Below are 16,250 nucleotides of genomic sequence, written 5' to 3' on the forward strand. Positions count from 1 at the left end.
CTCGAGATGACGATCAGGGGCGCCGTGACCCGGACGGTCCGGTCAGGTCGTCCGCCCGTTCCTGTACGAGTTGCTCCAACAACTCGACCACGGCGCGGACCCGCGCCAGTCGCGCGTGCTCACGGGGTAGTGCGAGCCAGTAGCTGCCGCGGAACTCGATCTCCGGTAGGACCGGGACGAGCCGCGGGTCTCCGACGGCGATGTACTGCGGCATCGGGGCGATGCCCACGCCGGCGGCCGCGGCCTGCCAGTGCGCCACCAGGTTCGTCGACTGCACGGTCGCCGGTGCGGGCAGCATCCGGTGCATCGAGTCGAGCGGGGCGACCTCCAGCAGGTGGTCGACGTACCAGATGCAGACGTGCTCGGCGAGGTCGTCGGCGGTTCGCAGTGGTGGTCGTGTCGCGAGGTATTCGGGCGTGGCGTAGAGCCGGATCATGTAGTCGGTGAGGTGACGGCCGAGCACCCGCGGCGACGAGGGTTCGTGCAGCAGCACGGCGACGTCGAACTCGCGGACCGTCTGCGCGACGTGGGCGGTGTGCGCGGTGGTGGTGATCATCTCGACCGTCAGCTGCGGGTGGACGTCGTGCAGCCGGCCCAGCGCGGGGGCGAGGAGGAAGGCGCCGAAACCGTCCGGACACACGGTGCGGACGGTGCCGGTGAGGCCGCCTCGGCCACCGAGTAGCTCCTGGGCCGAGGCCACGGCCGTGGCGACGAGCTCGGCCGGCCCCATCAGCAGCCGCCCGCCGTCGGTGAGGATCCAGCCGCGGGGCGTCCGGTCGAACAGGCGTTGTCCGATCGAGCGTTCCAGCGCGGTGATGCGCCTGCCCACGGTGGTGTGGTCGACGCCGAGGTCCGTGGCCGCCTGGGTCAGCCGGCGCCTGCGGGCCACGGCGAGGAAGTACTGCATGTCGTCGGCGGAGAGCACTGGGCGATTCTGCACAGTGCTGGGCCGAGTTGGTGCTTGTTGGTGCGTCTGTCTGCATCAGACAGTGGGTCGGTTCACACCGGAGGCCCCTCCGGGATCGACGGAGATCGGTGAGGAGACCCCCATGCAGGAAGTTGTCGCATCGCGCGGCCGGCAGGTGAGATGGCCATGACGTCGACATCCGAATCGGTCACGGAGAGCGGGGCGGCCCGCAACTCCCTGCCCCGGGTCGTCCTCGCGAGCCTCGTGGGCACGACGATCGAGTGGTACGACTTCTTCCTCTACGGCACCGCTGCCGCGCTGGTGTTCAACACGGTCTTCTTCCCGGACTCCGATCCCCTGGTCGGCACCGCGCTCGCGTTCGGCACGTACGCGCTCGGGTTCATCGCCCGTCCGATCGGAGGCCTCGTCTTCGGGCACTTCGGCGACCGGATCGGTCGCAAGAAGCTGCTGATGACGAGCCTGATCATGATGGGGGTCGCGACCTTCTGCATCGGGCTGCTGCCCACCTACGCCCAGGTCGGTGTGTGGGCGCCGCTGATGCTCGTGGGGCTGCGGCTGATCCAGGGCTTCGCGGTCGGCGGTGAGTGGGGCGGCGCGGTGCTGCTCGTCGCCGAGTACGGCACACCCCGACGGCGTGGCTTCTGGGCGAGCTGGCCGCAGGTCGGCGTGCCCGCGGGCAATCTGCTCGCCGCGGCCGTGCTCGCGATCCTCGCCGCCGTGCAGAGTGACGAGGCCTTCGCGTCGTGGGGCTGGCGGATCCCGTTCCTGCTGTCCGCGGTGCTCGTCGCCCTCGGCTACTGGATCCGGCAGTCCGTGGACGAGAGCCCGGTGTTCCGGGAGGCCCAGCGCAAGGCCGCGGAGACGAAGCAGGAGATGCGCCACATCCCGGGGGTCGAGGTCGTGCGCCGGCACCCGCGCGGGCTGCTGATCGGCATGGGCCTGCGGACCGGGGAGAACATCGCCTACTACGTGATCACGGCGTTCTCGCTGACCTACGCGAAGACGGGCGGCGTGAGCAACAGCCTGATCCTCAACGCGCTGCTGGTCGGTGCCGCGGCCGAGTGCGCCGTCATCCCGTTGTTCGCCGCGCTGTCCGACCGGATCGGCCGCCGTCCCGTCTACGCGGTGGGCGCGGCCGGGATGGCCATCTGGGGCTTCGCCTTCTTCCGGCTGCTGGACGGCGGCACGACGGTGAACATCGTCATCGCGATGGTGGTGGGCCTGGTGCTGCACGGGGCGATGTACGGCCCGCAGGCCGCGTTCATCTCCGAGCTCTTCACGACGCCGGTGCGCTACTCCGGCGTCTCCATCGCCTACCAGCTCACGTCGATCTTCGCGGGCTCGCTGGCCCCGATCATCGCCCTCGAGCTGTTCCGGCGCAGCGGGTCGGCCACGCCCATCGCGATCTACGTGCTGGTGACGTGCTTGATCACCCTGGTCGCCGCGCTGGCGGCGCGGGAGACGAAGGGCCAGGCGTTCGAGGACATCGACGCCGAGTACGAAGCGAAGGTGGAGGCGCGCCGGTGAGCGGCACCATTCAGGAACGCGACACGGACGTGCTGGTCGTGGGCGGCGGCGGCTCCGGCCTCGCCACCGCGGTACAGGCGGCCCAGCTCGGCGCGCGGGTCGTGCTCGTCGAGAAGAACGACGAGCTGGGCGGCACGTCGGCGCGGGCCGTCGGGTCGGTGTCGGCCAGCCTGACCGACCTGCAGCGCCGCAACGGGATCCGGGACTCCCTCGACGAGCACTTCGAGGACATGGGGGCCTTCGCCGGGGAGAACGTGCACCGCGACAACCTGGTGCTGCGCCGGCGCTACGTCGAGCACACCGGCGAGACCGTCCATTGGCTGCAGTCGCTGGGCATCGCGTTCTTCGGGCCGATGCCCGAGCCGCCGAACCGCCACCCGCGGATGCACAACGTGCTGCCCAACGCCGGCGCGTACATCCACTGGCTGCGGCGGGCCGCGCTGAAGCTGGGCGTGGAGATCCTCACCAGCACCTCGGCCACGCGGCTGATCCGCGAGGACGGTCGCGTCGCGGGGGCGGAGTGCACCGGGCCCGACGGCACGACGCTGCACATCCGGTGCACCCGCGGGGTGGTGCTCGCCGCCGGCGACTTCAGCTCCAGCGTCGAGCTCAAGCGGGAGCACCTGGGCGAGGACAAGTCCAGGGTCGAGGGCATCAACCCCACGAGCAACGGGGACGGGCTGCGGCTGGGCATCGAGGCCGGCGGGCGGCTGCTCAACGCCGACCTGTCGCTGTGGGGCCCGGAGATGCGCTTCGTGGCGCCGCCGAAGAAGCTGCTCGTGCAGCGGCTGCCCCCGGTGAAGCCGCTGACCGCGATCATGCAGCTGGCCCTGCGGTTCATGCCCGACCGGCTGCTGCGCCCGTTCATCATGGCGTTCGCGACGTCCTACCTCGCGCCGACGCAGGACCTGCACCACGAGGGCGCCATCCTGGTGAACCAGGAGGGCGAGCGCTTCACCGACGAGACGAAGCAGCCCTGGCTCGACCTGCCGCTGCAGCGCGACGGGGTGGGCTACATCGTCCTGGACCGCCGCGTCGCCGAGACCTTCACGGCGTGGCCGCGGTTCGTCTCGACCGCCCCCGGGGTGGCCTACGCCTACATGGACGACTACCGGCGCAACCGCAAGGACATCTACCACGAGGCCGCCACGCTGCCCGAGCTGGCGGCGAAGATCGGTGTCCCGGCCGATCGGCTCGCGGCGTCGGCCGCGGACGCCGGCGTCCTTCCCGACGGGACGCCCCGCTGCGCCCGGGGACCGTTCGTCGCGCTCGGGTCGGTCAAGAGCTGGATCGTCATGACCGACGGCGGGCTCGCGGTGGACGAGCACCTGCGTGTCCTGGACGAGGCCGACGTACCCGTACCCGGCCTCTACGCCGCCGGCTCCAACGGCCAGGGCGGACTGCTGCTCGAGGGCCACGGCAACCACCTCGGTTGGGCCTTCGTCTCCGGGCGGTTGGCCGCGCGCGCCGCGGTCACCGACCCACGCCCGGCCTGACCCACCCGAACTCTCGAGAGGACAACGATGTACGACCTGAAGGACCGCACCGCCGTCGTCACCGGCAGCGCCGGCGGCATCGGACGCGCCATCGCCCGCAGGCTGGCGGCCGAGGGCGCCGCGGTCGCGGTGCTCGACGCGAACACCGACGGCGCGCAGGAGACCGTCTCACTGATCCGCGAGGCCGGCGACGACGCCACCGCGATCGGGGTGGACGTCACCGACCCGGACAGCGTCGAACGCGCCTTCGCCGAGGTGGCGCGGTGGCGGGGGGACGCCGACGTCGCTCCGGACATCCTGGTCAACAACGCCGGCATCATCACGGTCTCCCGGGTGGAGGACACCCCGGTGGAGGAGTGGCGGAAGATCTTCGCGGTCAACGTCGAGGGCGTGTTCCTGTGCTGCAAGGCGGCGGTACCGGGGATGCGGGCCCGGGGCTCAGGAAAGATCATCAACATCTCGTCGTGGTTCGGCAAGATCGGTAAGCCGAACTACGGCGCCTACTCCTCGTCCAAGGCCGCCGTCATGGGGCTGACCCAATCGTTGGCCATGGAGGTCGCCGCGGACGGTGTGAACGTCAACGCGGTCTGCCCGGGCACCATCTTCGAGACCAAGCTGCGGGACGTCGCCGACGCGATGAGCCGCGACCTCAACCTGTCCACGGCCGAGGAGCGCGCGAAGGCCATCCCGATGGGCCGGGTCGGCAAGCCCGACGACGTGGCCCGGGTGGTCACGTTCCTGGCCGGTCCCGAGTCCGACTACATGACGGGCCAGTCGGTGAACATCACCGGCGGCCTGCTCATGCACTGACCCTCGAGAGGAAGAACCACGATGGTCTCGTTCCGCGGTGTGATCCCGGCCCATCTGCTCCCGTTCACCAGCGACCTCGAGATCGACGAGCCGAACCTGCGCCGGCATCTGCGAGCGCTGCTCGACGTCGACGGCGTCGCGGGCATCACCACCAACGCGCACGCCTCGGAGGTGGCCACGCTGACCGCCGACGAGCAGCGTCGGCAGCTCGACATCGTGCTCGACGAGGTCGCCGGGCAGGTCCCGGTGATCTCCGGGGTGTATCAGGACGGCTCGGCCAAGGCGGCCCGGATCGCCGCCGACGCGGAGGCTGCGGGTGCGGACGCACTGCTCGTGTTCCCGTCGGTGGTGTTCGACGGTGGTTCGCAGCTGCGCCCGGAGATGGCGTTCGCGCACTACGCGCAGATCGCCGACGCCACCGGCCTGCCGATGATCGCCTTCGTCTACCCGGCGACCTCCGGGCTGCGGTTGGGCACCGACGCGATCGTGAAGATCTGCTCGGAGATCGACAACGTAGTGGCGATCAAGGAGTGGTCCAACGACATCGTCGTCTACGAGCGCAATCTGCGGGCGCTGCGCGCGCTCGACAAGCCGATCTCGGTGCTGTCCAGCTTCAGCCGGTCGCTGCTGGCTTCGCTGGTGCTGGGCGCGGACGGCATCCTGTCCGGGCATGGCAGCGTCGTCGTCGACCTGCACGTCGAGCTGTGGCGGGCGGTGGAGAAGCAGGACCTCACGGAGGCGCGCCGGGTCTGGGAACGCATCCGGCCGCTCTCCGACGCCTGCTACGGGGACCCGTTCCTCGACGGCCACAACCGGATGAAGGTCGTCCTGGAACTGTTGGGACGGATCGACGCCGCGCACGTCCGCCCGCCATTGCAGCCCATCGGCGAGGCCGAACGGACCGCGCTCCGCGACGCCGTCGAGCGGGCGGGCCTGGCAGCAGGCCGGGGCTGACTCTGGTGCGTAGGCCGGGGAGCACCGACGGTCCTCCCCGGCCCGGACGGCGATGACCCGGCCTCCACCGGCACCAGACCCGCACCTGAACCGACTCGCTGCCCACGCTGACCACCCGGACCGTCAGGTCCACGTTGGTGTCCTGAACTGACGCAAGGTGCAGTCAAGGTCACGGCGCGAAGCAGGCAAGCCGCTCGACCAGTGGGCCGAATGGACCAATTTTCAATGACTTGCGCACAGAGGGTAACGCTGCCTGCGCGGGCTGCGAAGAGGACATCAGTGCGGTAATCGCGTGTGACCATCCCGCAAGACGCGGAATTCCCCTGGCCATGCGCGAGTGCATACCGCGACACCTCTGTCATTGAGCACCCGCGGGGAGCGCACGTAGTGAGCACGAATCCGGAGACGGTCGGCGGTCCCCAGACGCCGGCCGCCGGCGCAGCACGGCCGATCAGTCGCTTCTCCGTCATCCCCTCTCCGCGGGCCGCAGGCGTCGCCCGCGGGACCTCGTACGGCGCGCCGCCGGCTCGATGGCAGCGGCGCTTCGCGAAGCTCGTCGTGGCGACGGACCTCGTGATCGTCGTCGTGACGACGACGATCGCGGTGCTCGCCGGGCTGGCGGGCGCCGAGGCCGCGGACCGGGCGAGGATCGTGTGCGGCCTGATCGCCGCAGCGCTGCTCGTCGGCACGCTCCCCCTTTGCCGCGCCTGGGACCGGCGGGTCCTCGGGAACGGCAGTGCAGAGTTCAAGGGACTCGGCCGGGCCGTGGTCGGCGCTGCGGTGCTGTTGGCCCTCGGCGGCCTCGCACTCATGGTCGACTCGGTGCGGATCTGGGTCTTCCTGATCGTGCCGCTGACCGGCGTTCTGCTCGTCCTCGGCCGGTTCGGGCTGCGCAAGTGGCTGCACCACCAGCGTGGCAAGGGCCGCTGCCAGCATCTCGTGCTCGCCGTCGGCAGCCCGGAGTCGGTGGCGGACATGGTGCGCCGCACCCGCCGCGATCCCCATTTCGGTTGGCGGGTCACGGGCGCCTGCACGCCAACCGGCCGCGGGCCGGAGGACAGCGACACCGTCGAGGGGATCCCCGTTGTCGGGGACCTCGACTCCGTCAACACCGCAGTCCGCGCCAAGGGCTACGGCGTCGTCTCCGTCTCCCCGGCCCCCGGCTGGGGCCCCGCCCGCCTGCACCGCCTCGCCTGGCAGCTCGAGGGCACGGACGCCGAGCTCGCCGTCGACCCCGGCCTGATGGAGATCGCCGGCCCCCGCATGCACATCACCCCGGTGGATGGGCTGCCGCTGCTGCGCTTGTCCAAGCCCCGGTTCACCGGCGTCTCCCGCGCGCTGAAGGCCGCGATGGACCGCTCCGTCGCCGGCTTCCTGCTGCTGCTGATCGCGCCGGTGTTCATCGCCGTCGCGATCGCCGTGCGTGCGGACGGTGGGCCGGTGTTCTTCAAGCAGGAACGCGTCGGCAGCAACGGGCGCACGTTCCGGATGGTCAAGTTCCGCTCGATGGTCGTCGACGCCGAGGCCAGGCTTGCCGAGTTGGCCGAGGCCAACGAGGGCGCCGGTCCGCTGTTCAAGATGACGCACGACCCGCGCATCACGAAGATCGGCACCCTGCTCCGGAAGTACTCCCTCGACGAGCTCCCCCAGCTGCTCAACGTCGTCGGCGGCTCCATGTCGCTGGTCGGACCGCGCCCGCCGCTGCCCGCCGAGGTCGCGACCTATGAGGACGCCGCGCGCCGCCGGCTGCTGGTGCGTCCCGGGATGACCGGGCTCTGGCAGGTCAGCGGACGCAGCAACCTCTCCTGGCAGGAGTCCGTGCGGCTCGACCTGCGCTACGTCGAGAACTGGTCCATGGCACTGGACTTCACGATCCTCTGGAAGACCGTCGGCGCCGTGATCAAGAGCCGTGGGGCCTGCTGAGGGGCAGGGTAGGCGTTCCGCCGCATGGCGGATGCCTCTTACGCCTTCCGGTCGAAGGTCATCAATTCTGTTGAAGTCCGAACGAGGCGGCTAATGACCTTCGAGTGATCCACGACAGGCCAGTGAACGCGGCGCCACACCGGGCCGCCGAGCACACCGAGCTCGGGGAGACACAGCATGACCGCCGCAGTCGAGACCATGATCCCGGCCCCTCGCACCAAGGCCGTCCGGGTCGTCGAGGCTCCGATCGCGCCGCGCACCAGCGCGGCGCACATCGCCCTCGAGGTCGCCCCGGCACGGCGCCCCGGCCCCGCCTGGACGGTCCTCAACGCCCTCGGCGCACTCATCGTCCTCGTCCTGCTGCTCCCCGTCCTGCTCGCGGTGATGATCACCGTGAAGCTCGACGGCGGCCCGATCTTCTTCCGCCAGAACCGCGTCGGCCTCGACGGCCGCGACTTCGGGATGATCAAGTTCCGCTCCATGGTCGTCGACGCCGAGGCGAAGCTCGCCGCCCTCCACGCGGCGAACGACGGCGCCGGCCCGCTGTTCAAGATGCGCAACGACCCGCGGATCACCGCTGTCGGTGGCTTCCTCCGCAAGTACTCCCTCGACGAGCTCCCCCAGCTCTTCAACGTCCTCGCCGGCACCATGCTTCTCGTCGGCCCCCGCCCGGCCCTGCGCTGCGAGGTCGGCCACTACTGCCCCACCGCCGCCCGCCGCCTCCTCGTCAAGCCCGGCATGACCGGCCTCTGGCAGGTCAGCGGCCGCAGCGACCTCGGCTGGGACGAGTCCATCGCCCTCGACGCCACCTACGTCGACAGCTGGAGCCCCCTGCTCGATGCCAAGATCCTCGCCAAGACGGTCGGCGTGGTCGTCAAGGGTGGCGGCGCCTACTGACCCGCATTCACTCCTCGCCCGGCCCGTCCTGGAACCCAGGGCGGGCCGACCTCGTTGCAGCCCCCTGAGACCTCATCGACCGTCGACGTCCCGGTGGCGGCCCCTGGCAGTACGGCGCCGAGGGCTCCTGCTCACCGCCGCGTCGGCACCATCAGGTTCACGATCCGCGCCACCGCGTCCACGATCAGCATCACCGCCTCGTGGTGCGCCTTCTGCGACCGCCCCATCGGGTCCGGGATCTCGAGCTCCTCCGGATCCATCGGCACCAGGCCTCGATTCAGCCGCGCCTGCTCGACGAGCTCGTGCGCGCGGGTGATCGGGTCCAGCGGCAGCACGTCCGGGTCCACCGCCTCGGCGAGGAGCGCGAACTCCCGGATGCTGAATGCCGTCTTCATTCCCTCGGGGGCCTGCTCGACGACTGCGCTGCGGTGCCGCGGGTTCGCGCCGAGCACGAGGTCGGCCTCCCGGACCATCGCGGAGCGCAGCTGACGCGCACGGAACCGGCCGGCGATCACGCCGTCGAGCCCCCAGGGCGTCAGCTCCTCCCGGGTGTCCGGGTGGATCTGGGAGTCGACGACCGCGCTCACGCCGGCACTCGACACGTCGAACCGGGAGGCCAGGCGGCCTCCCAGCTTCCCGATCAACAGGTGCCGCGTCATGATCTCGGCGACCGGGGACCGGCAGATGTTGCCCGTGCACACGTACACCAGGCGGAAGGTCTCCGTCCGCTGCCGGTGTCGTCCCACGTCGACGATTGTGTCGCCTGCTGCCATGTCCTGCTGTCCGATCTCGTCCCCCGACGTCCCGTGCGCCCCACCCTCGCGGACGCGCACCGGCCTGCACCACCCATCAAACCGAAAGAGCGATCAGGTTCTCATCAAGTCTGGGTATGCGCAGGAGTGACGGTTAACGAACCGAGCGTGGCGGGCGACTTCCTGGTCAGAACGGACCTCCGCCCCACGCTCCACGGGGCGGCGTGGCGTACTGATCGGTCCACCGCCCCGATCAGTACAGGAACGGCCCGCCCCTCCCGGGGCGGGCCGTTTCATCATCCGGCGGGGATGAACGCTGCGCACTCCTGCGGCCCGCACTGTCCGCAGTCCGAACCCGTCCGACCGGACTTCCGCAGGGAGGCTCGCCCGCGCAGGAGGGCTCGTTACGAGCGGTGGTCCGCCGTGCCCGTCAGGCGGCGACGTTGAGCCAGGGCTCCCAGGCCGGCAGCGGTTCCACGGCCAGCACCAGCACCCCGCCCGCGGCCCGGCTGGGGGGCCTCGGGTTGGTCTTCAGCGTCCAGCCGAGCTCCTCGAGCAGGCGGTCCGCCTTCTTGGAGTTGCACGCCCTGCAGGCGGCGACACAGTTCTCCCAGGTGTGCCCACCGCCGCGGCTCCGCGGGACGACGTGGTCGATCGTGTCTGCCTTCCTGGTGCAGTACGCACATCTGCGCAGATCACGGCGGAGCACTCCCGCGCGGGTCATGGGGACGGCGCGGCGGTAGGGAACCCGCACGTAGCGGGACAGCCGCATGACCGACGGCCACGGGAGAGTGAGATTCTCGGAGTGGAACGCGGCGCCCTCGAGCGCGGCCTGCACACACTCCGCCTTACCCGCGAGCATCAGCACGATCGCGCGTTTGGCCGTCACCACGGCCAGCGGCTCGAAGCTCGCGTTCAACAGCAGAACCCTGGACCCCGTCGGGACCGCGCACAGGTTTGGCACGGCCCCCGACACTTCCCCTGGCTCGGGGTCGGTGTCGATGGGGTGGAGTTGTCGTTCCGGCACGCGCGACCACCTCCGTATCGGATGGGTGTAGTCGACCATACGGAGGCGAGATTACGCACGTGTGATATTGCTGCGGACGGTGGGGGAACCACCGGGGACGTCGACGTCCGCTCCGGCTCAGGGTTCCGTGCCGCCCGGGGCGAATGTGCAGATGAGCGGTGATCGCTGAGCCAGAACGTCCAGGAGCGGCTACGCCGTTCGGGCTAGTCATCAGTCTTGATGAACCGGCGAGCGGCCCCATAACGAGGTCCGGGGTGGCCGCGACAGAGGAGTACAGAGACCCGCTGGAGGACCCGATGCGCACCACGACAGCCCCCGCCCAGTTCCCGGACATCGAGCCCGCGACCATCGAGTTCACCGCGATCCCTGCGCAGTCCCTGGATCTCCGCGAGTACTGGACGGCCGAGGCGCCCGTCGGCCCGACGTCCTGGGTCGAGGCTGCCGAGCTCGTCGGCCGCCGCAGGGACGGGGCCGGGCACAAGGTCGTGCTCCTCGCCGGGAGCGTCGGCGCGCTGCTCGTGCTCGGTGTCGGGGCCCTGTTCGGCGCCGGCCTGCTCTCCTTCTGACCGCGCCCGGCACCCACCCGTCCCGACGCCTCGCCCCGGTCCCCGGCGTGCTCGTCAGGCTGGCGTGGAGTCGCCAGAGGTGGGTTCCGGCGCGGTGGTCTCCGGGGTCGTCGTAGCCGGTGGTTCGGTCGTCGGCGGGACGGTCGTCGGCGGCGGGTTCGGCTCACCTTCAGGTGTCGGCGCCGGCGTCACCGGAGGTACGACGGGTGGTGCGGTGGTCGGCCGCGTCACCGGTGTCGGTTTCGGTGTGACCACCGGAGCCGGTGCGACCGGTACGACCGGCGGGCGGGAAGCCTGCGGTTCGACCGAGACCGGAGCCGCAGGGACGCGGGTACGGACGGTCGGAGGTGTCTTCCGGACCTGCAGGAGACCGGTCGGCCGGCCCGCGGCGTCGTCCGCCGCCCCCACTGCGGCGGCGGGTCCGGCGAGGCCCACCGTGCCTTCCGACGGAGTGCTCGCGTTCGCCGTGCCGCCCAGCAACGGCAGCTCCAGCATCGGCGTCCGCTGGCCCGCGACGACGCTCACCCCGACCATCACCAACATCGCGATGCAGACCGTCGCCACCATGTAGGCCACGGCCTTGGCCCGGCGCGTCCTGCGGCCGGTGCTGTCGACGAAGACGGGCCTGTGTACCACCGGGATCTCGACCGTCGGAGCGTCAGCCTCCGGCGCGTCGTACTGCCACGCGCTCTCGGACTCCATCGTTGTCGCCACCTTCACCACGTTCGGGGGATGTCCGCTCCCTCGGCCATATAGGCCTAGGGGCGTTCATCCAGTAGCTCGATCGGGTGAAGAAAGTGTTATCGCGGTGAAGGGTGATGTATATGACGCTGCGATGAACGGCGAGTTTCAGCCGTGGGGTGGGACCCGGGGCGGCACGGTCGCACGGACAGGGTGCGGCTCGGCCGGTCGGCGCGCACCGGGCACCACCGCCTGGAACGAGCCCGTGTACACCTCCACCGACGGCGGCAGCGGCTTCGGGCCGGACGCCACCGGCACCCCGCCGAAGTCACCCGTCCGCCGCAGCTTCTGCCAGCGCAGCCGGATCCCGGTGACCGCCGTGACGACGGAGCGGATCAGCACCGCGTACATGAGCTGGCGGTAGACGATCTGCTGCAGCGGCAGCAGCCACAGCACTCCGAGCTTCTCCTTCTCCAGCCGGAACGCGTAGACGGCCGAGAGCAGCTGGATCAGCTGCACGCCGCCCCACGCCGCCAGCGTGACCCACGGGTCCAGGAAGAACAGGCCGTAGACGAGGAAGACGTCCACCAGCGGCGCGAGCAGCGGCAGCAGCACCTGGAACAGCGCGAGGTTCAACAGCCCGACCCGGCCGAAGTGTCCCGACGGGCCCTTGGCCGTCACCGCCGAGCGGTGCTTCCACATCGACTGGATGGTCCCGTAGCTCCACCGGTAGCGCTGGCGCCAGAGCTGGGTGAACGTGGCGGGCGCCTCGGTCCAGGCGCGTGAGCTGTCGACATAGGTGATCCGCCAGCCCGCGCGGCTCAGGGCCATCGTCAGGTCGGTGTCCTCGGCGAGCGTGTCCTCGCTGACGCCGCCGACCTGGCGCAGCGCGGACTTGCGGAACGCGCCGATCGCGCCGGGCACGGTGGCCATGCAGCGCCACTCGTCGTAGACGCGGCGGTCGAGGTTGAAGCCCATCACGTACTCGATGTGCTGCCACTTGGCGACGAGGGTGTTCCGGTTGGCCACCTTCGCGTTGCCCGCGACCGCGCCGACCTCCGGATCCACCATGTCCTGCACCAGCAGCCGGACGGTCGAGGTCTCGAAGACCGTGTCCCCGTCGACCATCACGATGACCTCGTTCCGGGCCGCCGCGATGCCGGTGTTGAGGGCGGCGGGCTTGCCGGAGTTGGGCTGGCGGATCAGCCGGACGTTCGGCATCGCCATCCGCTCGACGATGTCCGACGTGCCGTCGGTCGAGCCGTCGTCGACCACGATGATCTCGACGGGATGGTCCCCCGCCGCGATCGAGCGCACCGTCTGCTCGATGCACTCCTTCTCGTTGTACGCGGGGACGATCACCGAGACCGGACGCGTGTAGACGGGCCGGTTCGGATCCCTCGTCATGCGGTCGGTCCGCCGCTTCTGCCGGCCCGCGACCACCAGCATGATCAGCAGTCGCAGCACCACGAGGCCGCCGACGATCAGCAGACACCACTCGAGGACCCGGACCGCGCTGGTGGAGAAGGCGGTCGCGGCCAACAGGACGGTGCCGGCGACGACGTCGAAGGTGCTGGCCTCGTGGTTGGCCGGGGGCAGGCCGACGGCCTGGCTCGTCGTCGAGAACGTCCAACCCTGGGCCTTGAGCTGCGGGATCAACCGGTCGAGCGCGGCGACGGTCTGCGAGCGTTCGCCACCGGCGTCGTGCAGGAGGAGCGAGCCGCCCGCGTCGTTCTCGGGGGTGGACGCGGCGACGATCCGGTCGACGCCCTTGCGCTCCCAGTCCCGGCTGTCGAAGTCCGTCAGGGCCGTGATGTACCCGTCCTTGCCGAGGCTCTGGACGATGTCGTAGTCCTCGTCGTCGAGGGCGTCGACGCGCGAGGAGTACGGCGGGCGGACCAGGTAGGTGATCTCCCCCGTCGCGCCGGCCACGGCGAACTGGGTGAGCGTGAGCTCGCGCTCCACCCGGTTCGGGGCGATGTGCGTCAGGTCGGGGTGGGTGAAGGTGTGCAGCCCGATCTCGGAGCCCTGGGCCCGGATGTCCCGGGCCAGCTGCGGGTACTGCGCAACCTGCGAACCGAGGACGAAGAACGTGCCGGGCACCTGGTGCTTCTTCAGCACCGCCAGGACCTGCGGGGTCCAGAGCGGGTCCGGGCCGTCGTCGAAGGAGAGCGCGATGGTCTTCGCGGGGTACCGGATCGTGCGGACCGGGTCGTGGGTCGCGTCCACGACCGAACCACCCTCGGAGACGACCACGGGGATCGCCCCGTCGGGCCCGCGGTCGCCGGCGCCCTCGGCGTCGTTGCCGAACTCGGCGTTGACGACGCCGTTGACCAGCAGGACCGCGCCGAAGGTGACGAAGGCGATGAGGACGAGGAGCCAGCTGGGGCGGGGGACATGCCGGGAGCGGCTCACGGGATGGTTCCGGTGCCGGCGCCCGGAGCCGTTCCGGTCCCCGGGGTGGTTCCCGGGTCGGTCCCGGTCCCCGGAGTGGTTCCCGGGTCGCTCCCGGTCCCCGGAGTGGTCCCCGGGTCGCTCCCGGTCCCCGGAGTGGTCCCGGTCCCGGTCCCCGGAGTGGTCCCGGTCCCGGTGTCGGGGGTGCCCTCCGTACCGCCCGTCGCCGGTTTGGTGCCCGTGCCGGCGGGCGAGGACGGGACGACGGGGACGACCGGGGCGGGAGCCGCGCGCGTCGGCTTCGCCGTGGTCGCCCGCGGGGCGACCGCCCGCGCGGTCGTCGTGCTCCGGGTCGCCTCGGGCGCGGCCGCGGTCGCCGCCGGCGCGGCGGCCTCCTCGACCTGGGTCTCCGCGGACGCCGTGCTGTCCCCGCCCAGCAGCGGGATCTGCAGCATCGGCGTGTGCTGTCCGGCCGCGAGGCTGACCCCGACCAGCGCGAGCATCGCGACGCAGGCCGACGCGACCGTGTAGGCGATGACCTTGGTCCGGCGGGTCCGGCGGCCGGTCCCGTCGACGAACACCGGCTGGGCGAGCTGGATCACCGAGGTCTCCTCGATCGCCGACGCGTCGTCCTCCCCCGGCAGCGGCTGGGCCACGAGCGCGGTCGCCTCGACCGGCCGAACCGCCGGGACCAGGGAGGTCGGCTCCTCCAGGATCGGGTCGGACCGCAACGCCGACGCCAGCTCCGCCGCGCGCACGGCGGCCCGCTCGGCGGGGGTCGTCGGGGCGGGGACCGCCGTCGTCAGGGACTCGACGAAGCCGGTCGCCGGGACCGCGGTCGTCGCCTTCTCGCCGCTCCGCGCCGCCGGGATCGCCGTCGTCGCGGACTCGATGCCGGCCACCGTGCGCCAGGCCGTGGTCTCGTCCTGGGTGAGGCGGGTGGACGGGATCGCGGTGGTCAGGTCGGCGACCGGACGCAGGGCTCGGCGGGCCGTGGTGGGCTGCTCGATCATCGTGCGCTGTCCTCCGGGGGAGCGGTGTCCACGAGGTTGTCGCGGACGATCTCGGTGAAGGCGAAGCGGGACTGTGCGATCCCGCTGCAGTCGTAGGCGGCGGCGGAGGCGTCGGGGCAGCCTCCGTTGTCGCGACCCACCGACCAGAACCCGACCGACCCGAGCCCGCGCGCCCGGGCGTCCCGGGTGACGGCGGCCGCGTCGTCGAGGGTGGTGACCGCGCCGAGGTCGGTGCGGCCGAGCATGAAGGTGACACCGGTGCGGGCGGCGGTCTGCGCCGCCGGCTCGTCGGGCCGGAGCTGCCGGAGCTGGCCGAGGACGGCGCCGGTCGCGTCCGTCATCGCGGTCGCCCAGGCGCCGTCGGCGTGGAAGTTCATGATCATCGCGTTCACGTCCGCGGTGACGCCGGCCCCGTCCGCGGCGCGGACCAGCGACAGCGCGTTCGGGGTGAGGCCCGCGCTCTCGACGGGCAGGGTCAGCGAGACGCTGGTCGCCCGCTCGTCCTGCAGCTGCTTCAGCGCCGAGACGACGGTGTCGGCCGGGACGTCCGCCTCGATGTCGACGTCCAGGCGGTTGCTCCCGACCGCGTCGAGCGCGGCGCGGTAGGCACCGGCCAGCGCGTCGGCGTCGGTGCAGGCGTTCTCCAGGTACGGGCCGCTCGCCCCACCCGTCGCGACCGTGATCCGGCCACCGCGGGCGGTCAGGCCCTTGGCGGCGTCGACGAGGGCGGGGTCCGTGAGCGGGCGGGTGCCACCCCAGGCGGGGGTGCAGGAGTCACCGCTCGCCAGGGCGAAGGCGAGGACCGCGTCGGCGACGCCGGTGGTGCTCGCCATCTCGTCGAGGGCGGCGGAGGTGATCGAGGCGTCGATGTAGGGCTGGATGCGGGTCTCGACGGCCGCCGGTGCCGCTCCTGCCCCGGACGCGTCGTCGGCGGTGTCGCTGCCGCACGCGGCCACGCCGAGCAGCGCCACGACCGCTGCCACGGCGCCGCAGACCTTGCCGGACAACCTCACGTACACGTGCCTCCACCGTTCGGACTAGACCGGCAGGCCCATTCGCTCGTTCCGTCACGTATGACCTGCCGAATCGGGCACTAGGTCTGCTGACCATCCATCGAACGGGTGGCGGAGTGCGTTACGGAGCAGTGAACGTCGCCACGATCTGGCAACCCTCTGTCACGCGCGGATCCGCTCCGGCGCCCCCAGCACGTCGTCGAGCAGGTCGTCGGTGTCCTCGCGGCCCGCGGAGAGCCGGATCAGCCCGGGCGGCACCGCGTCCCCCC

General features: G+C 71.3%; 14 protein-coding genes. 8 read left to right on the top strand and 6 right to left on the bottom strand.

All coding sequences use genetic code 11. From position 1 onward, the window contains the following. Window positions 1-13: 13 nt before the first annotated feature. Window positions 14-925 carry a LysR family transcriptional regulator gene (locus tag JWP64_RS17695; protein ID WP_297498327.1) on the bottom strand — a complete coding sequence of 304 codons (912 nt, stop codon included), beginning with the start codon at window positions 923-925 and terminating at the stop codon, window positions 14-16. Window positions 926-1,093: 168 nt separating this feature from the next. Here JWP64_RS17695 and JWP64_RS17700 point away from each other — a divergent pair, with 168 nt between their 5' ends. The 6 genes from JWP64_RS17700 to JWP64_RS17725 all read left to right on the top strand — a co-directional run bounded on the left by JWP64_RS17700 (window position 1,094) and on the right by JWP64_RS17725 (window position 8,535). Further along, entirely contained in the window at window positions 1,094-2,455 is a 1,362-nt protein-coding gene (locus tag JWP64_RS17700) for an MFS transporter (protein ID WP_297498330.1), read from the top strand. Then, window positions 2,452-3,951: an FAD-dependent oxidoreductase gene (locus tag JWP64_RS17705; protein WP_297498333.1), complete on the top strand. Its 1,500-nt coding sequence runs from the start codon at window positions 2,452-2,454 to the stop codon at window positions 3,949-3,951. Before JWP64_RS17700 ends, JWP64_RS17705 begins: the two co-directional genes overlap by 4 nt. A gap of 27 nt (window positions 3,952-3,978) precedes the next feature. Next, on the top strand, window positions 3,979-4,761 hold the full coding sequence (locus JWP64_RS17710; protein WP_297498336.1) for an SDR family NAD(P)-dependent oxidoreductase: 783 nt from the start codon (window positions 3,979-3,981) through the stop codon (window positions 4,759-4,761). Window positions 4,762-4,782: 21 nt separating this feature from the next. Then, window positions 4,783-5,715 (top strand): dihydrodipicolinate synthase family protein, encoded by a 933-nt coding sequence (locus JWP64_RS17715; protein ID WP_297498340.1) that lies wholly within the window; start codon window positions 4,783-4,785, stop codon window positions 5,713-5,715. Window positions 5,716-6,102: 387 nt separating this feature from the next. Further along, a complete protein-coding gene (locus tag JWP64_RS17720; protein WP_297498343.1) occupies window positions 6,103-7,638 on the top strand; it encodes a sugar transferase in 1,536 nt (511 codons plus the stop codon). Between the two features lie 177 nt (window positions 7,639-7,815). Continuing rightward, window positions 7,816-8,535: a sugar transferase gene (locus JWP64_RS17725; RefSeq protein WP_366890151.1), complete on the top strand. Its 720-nt coding sequence runs from the start codon at window positions 7,816-7,818 to the stop codon at window positions 8,533-8,535. Between the two features lie 131 nt (window positions 8,536-8,666). Here the strand turns inward: JWP64_RS17725 and JWP64_RS17730 are convergent, their stop codons facing one another. Together JWP64_RS17730 and JWP64_RS17735 are read right to left on the bottom strand one after the other, a co-directional pair. Further along, window positions 8,667-9,368 carry a hypothetical protein gene (locus JWP64_RS17730; RefSeq protein WP_297498346.1) on the bottom strand — a complete coding sequence of 234 codons (702 nt, stop codon included), beginning with the start codon at window positions 9,366-9,368 and terminating at the stop codon, window positions 8,667-8,669. A 349-nt stretch (window positions 9,369-9,717) separates the two neighbouring features. After that, a complete protein-coding gene (locus JWP64_RS17735) occupies window positions 9,718-10,206 on the bottom strand; it encodes an HNH endonuclease (RefSeq protein ID WP_297498349.1) in 489 nt (162 codons plus the stop codon). 362 nt (window positions 10,207-10,568) lie between these two features. Here JWP64_RS17735 and JWP64_RS17740 point away from each other — a divergent pair, with 362 nt between their 5' ends. Together JWP64_RS17740 and JWP64_RS17745 are read left to right on the top strand one after the other, a co-directional pair. Next, window positions 10,569-10,880 carry a hypothetical protein gene (locus tag JWP64_RS17740; RefSeq protein ID WP_297498352.1) on the top strand — a complete coding sequence of 104 codons (312 nt, stop codon included), beginning with the start codon at window positions 10,569-10,571 and terminating at the stop codon, window positions 10,878-10,880. A gap of 436 nt (window positions 10,881-11,316) precedes the next feature. Then, window positions 11,317-11,451 (top strand): hypothetical protein, encoded by a 135-nt coding sequence (locus JWP64_RS17745; protein ID WP_297498355.1) that lies wholly within the window; start codon window positions 11,317-11,319, stop codon window positions 11,449-11,451. Window positions 11,452-11,729: 278 nt separating this feature from the next. Here the strand turns inward: JWP64_RS17745 and JWP64_RS17750 are convergent, their stop codons facing one another. Genes JWP64_RS17750 through JWP64_RS17760 form a run of 3 tightly spaced genes read right to left on the bottom strand, consistent with a single transcriptional unit; the run spans window position 11,730 to window position 15,987 of the window. Then, entirely contained in the window at window positions 11,730-13,976 is a 2,247-nt protein-coding gene (locus tag JWP64_RS17750) for a bifunctional polysaccharide deacetylase/glycosyltransferase family 2 protein (protein WP_297498358.1), read from the bottom strand. Continuing rightward, window positions 13,973-14,968, bottom strand: coding sequence for a hypothetical protein (locus tag JWP64_RS17755; protein ID WP_297498361.1), 996 nt, complete (start codon window positions 14,966-14,968; stop codon window positions 13,973-13,975). The genes JWP64_RS17750 and JWP64_RS17755 overlap by 4 nt, the downstream gene beginning before the upstream one ends. Beyond that, on the bottom strand, window positions 14,965-15,987 hold the full coding sequence (locus tag JWP64_RS17760; protein ID WP_297498364.1) for a hypothetical protein: 1,023 nt from the start codon (window positions 15,985-15,987) through the stop codon (window positions 14,965-14,967). Before JWP64_RS17760 ends, JWP64_RS17755 begins: the two co-directional genes overlap by 4 nt. Window positions 15,988-16,250: the final 263 nt, after the last annotated feature.

Origin of the sequence: Pseudonocardia sp., from assembly GCF_025465255.1 — a bacterium.
Lineage (GTDB): Bacteria > Actinomycetota > Actinomycetes > Mycobacteriales > Pseudonocardiaceae > Pseudonocardia.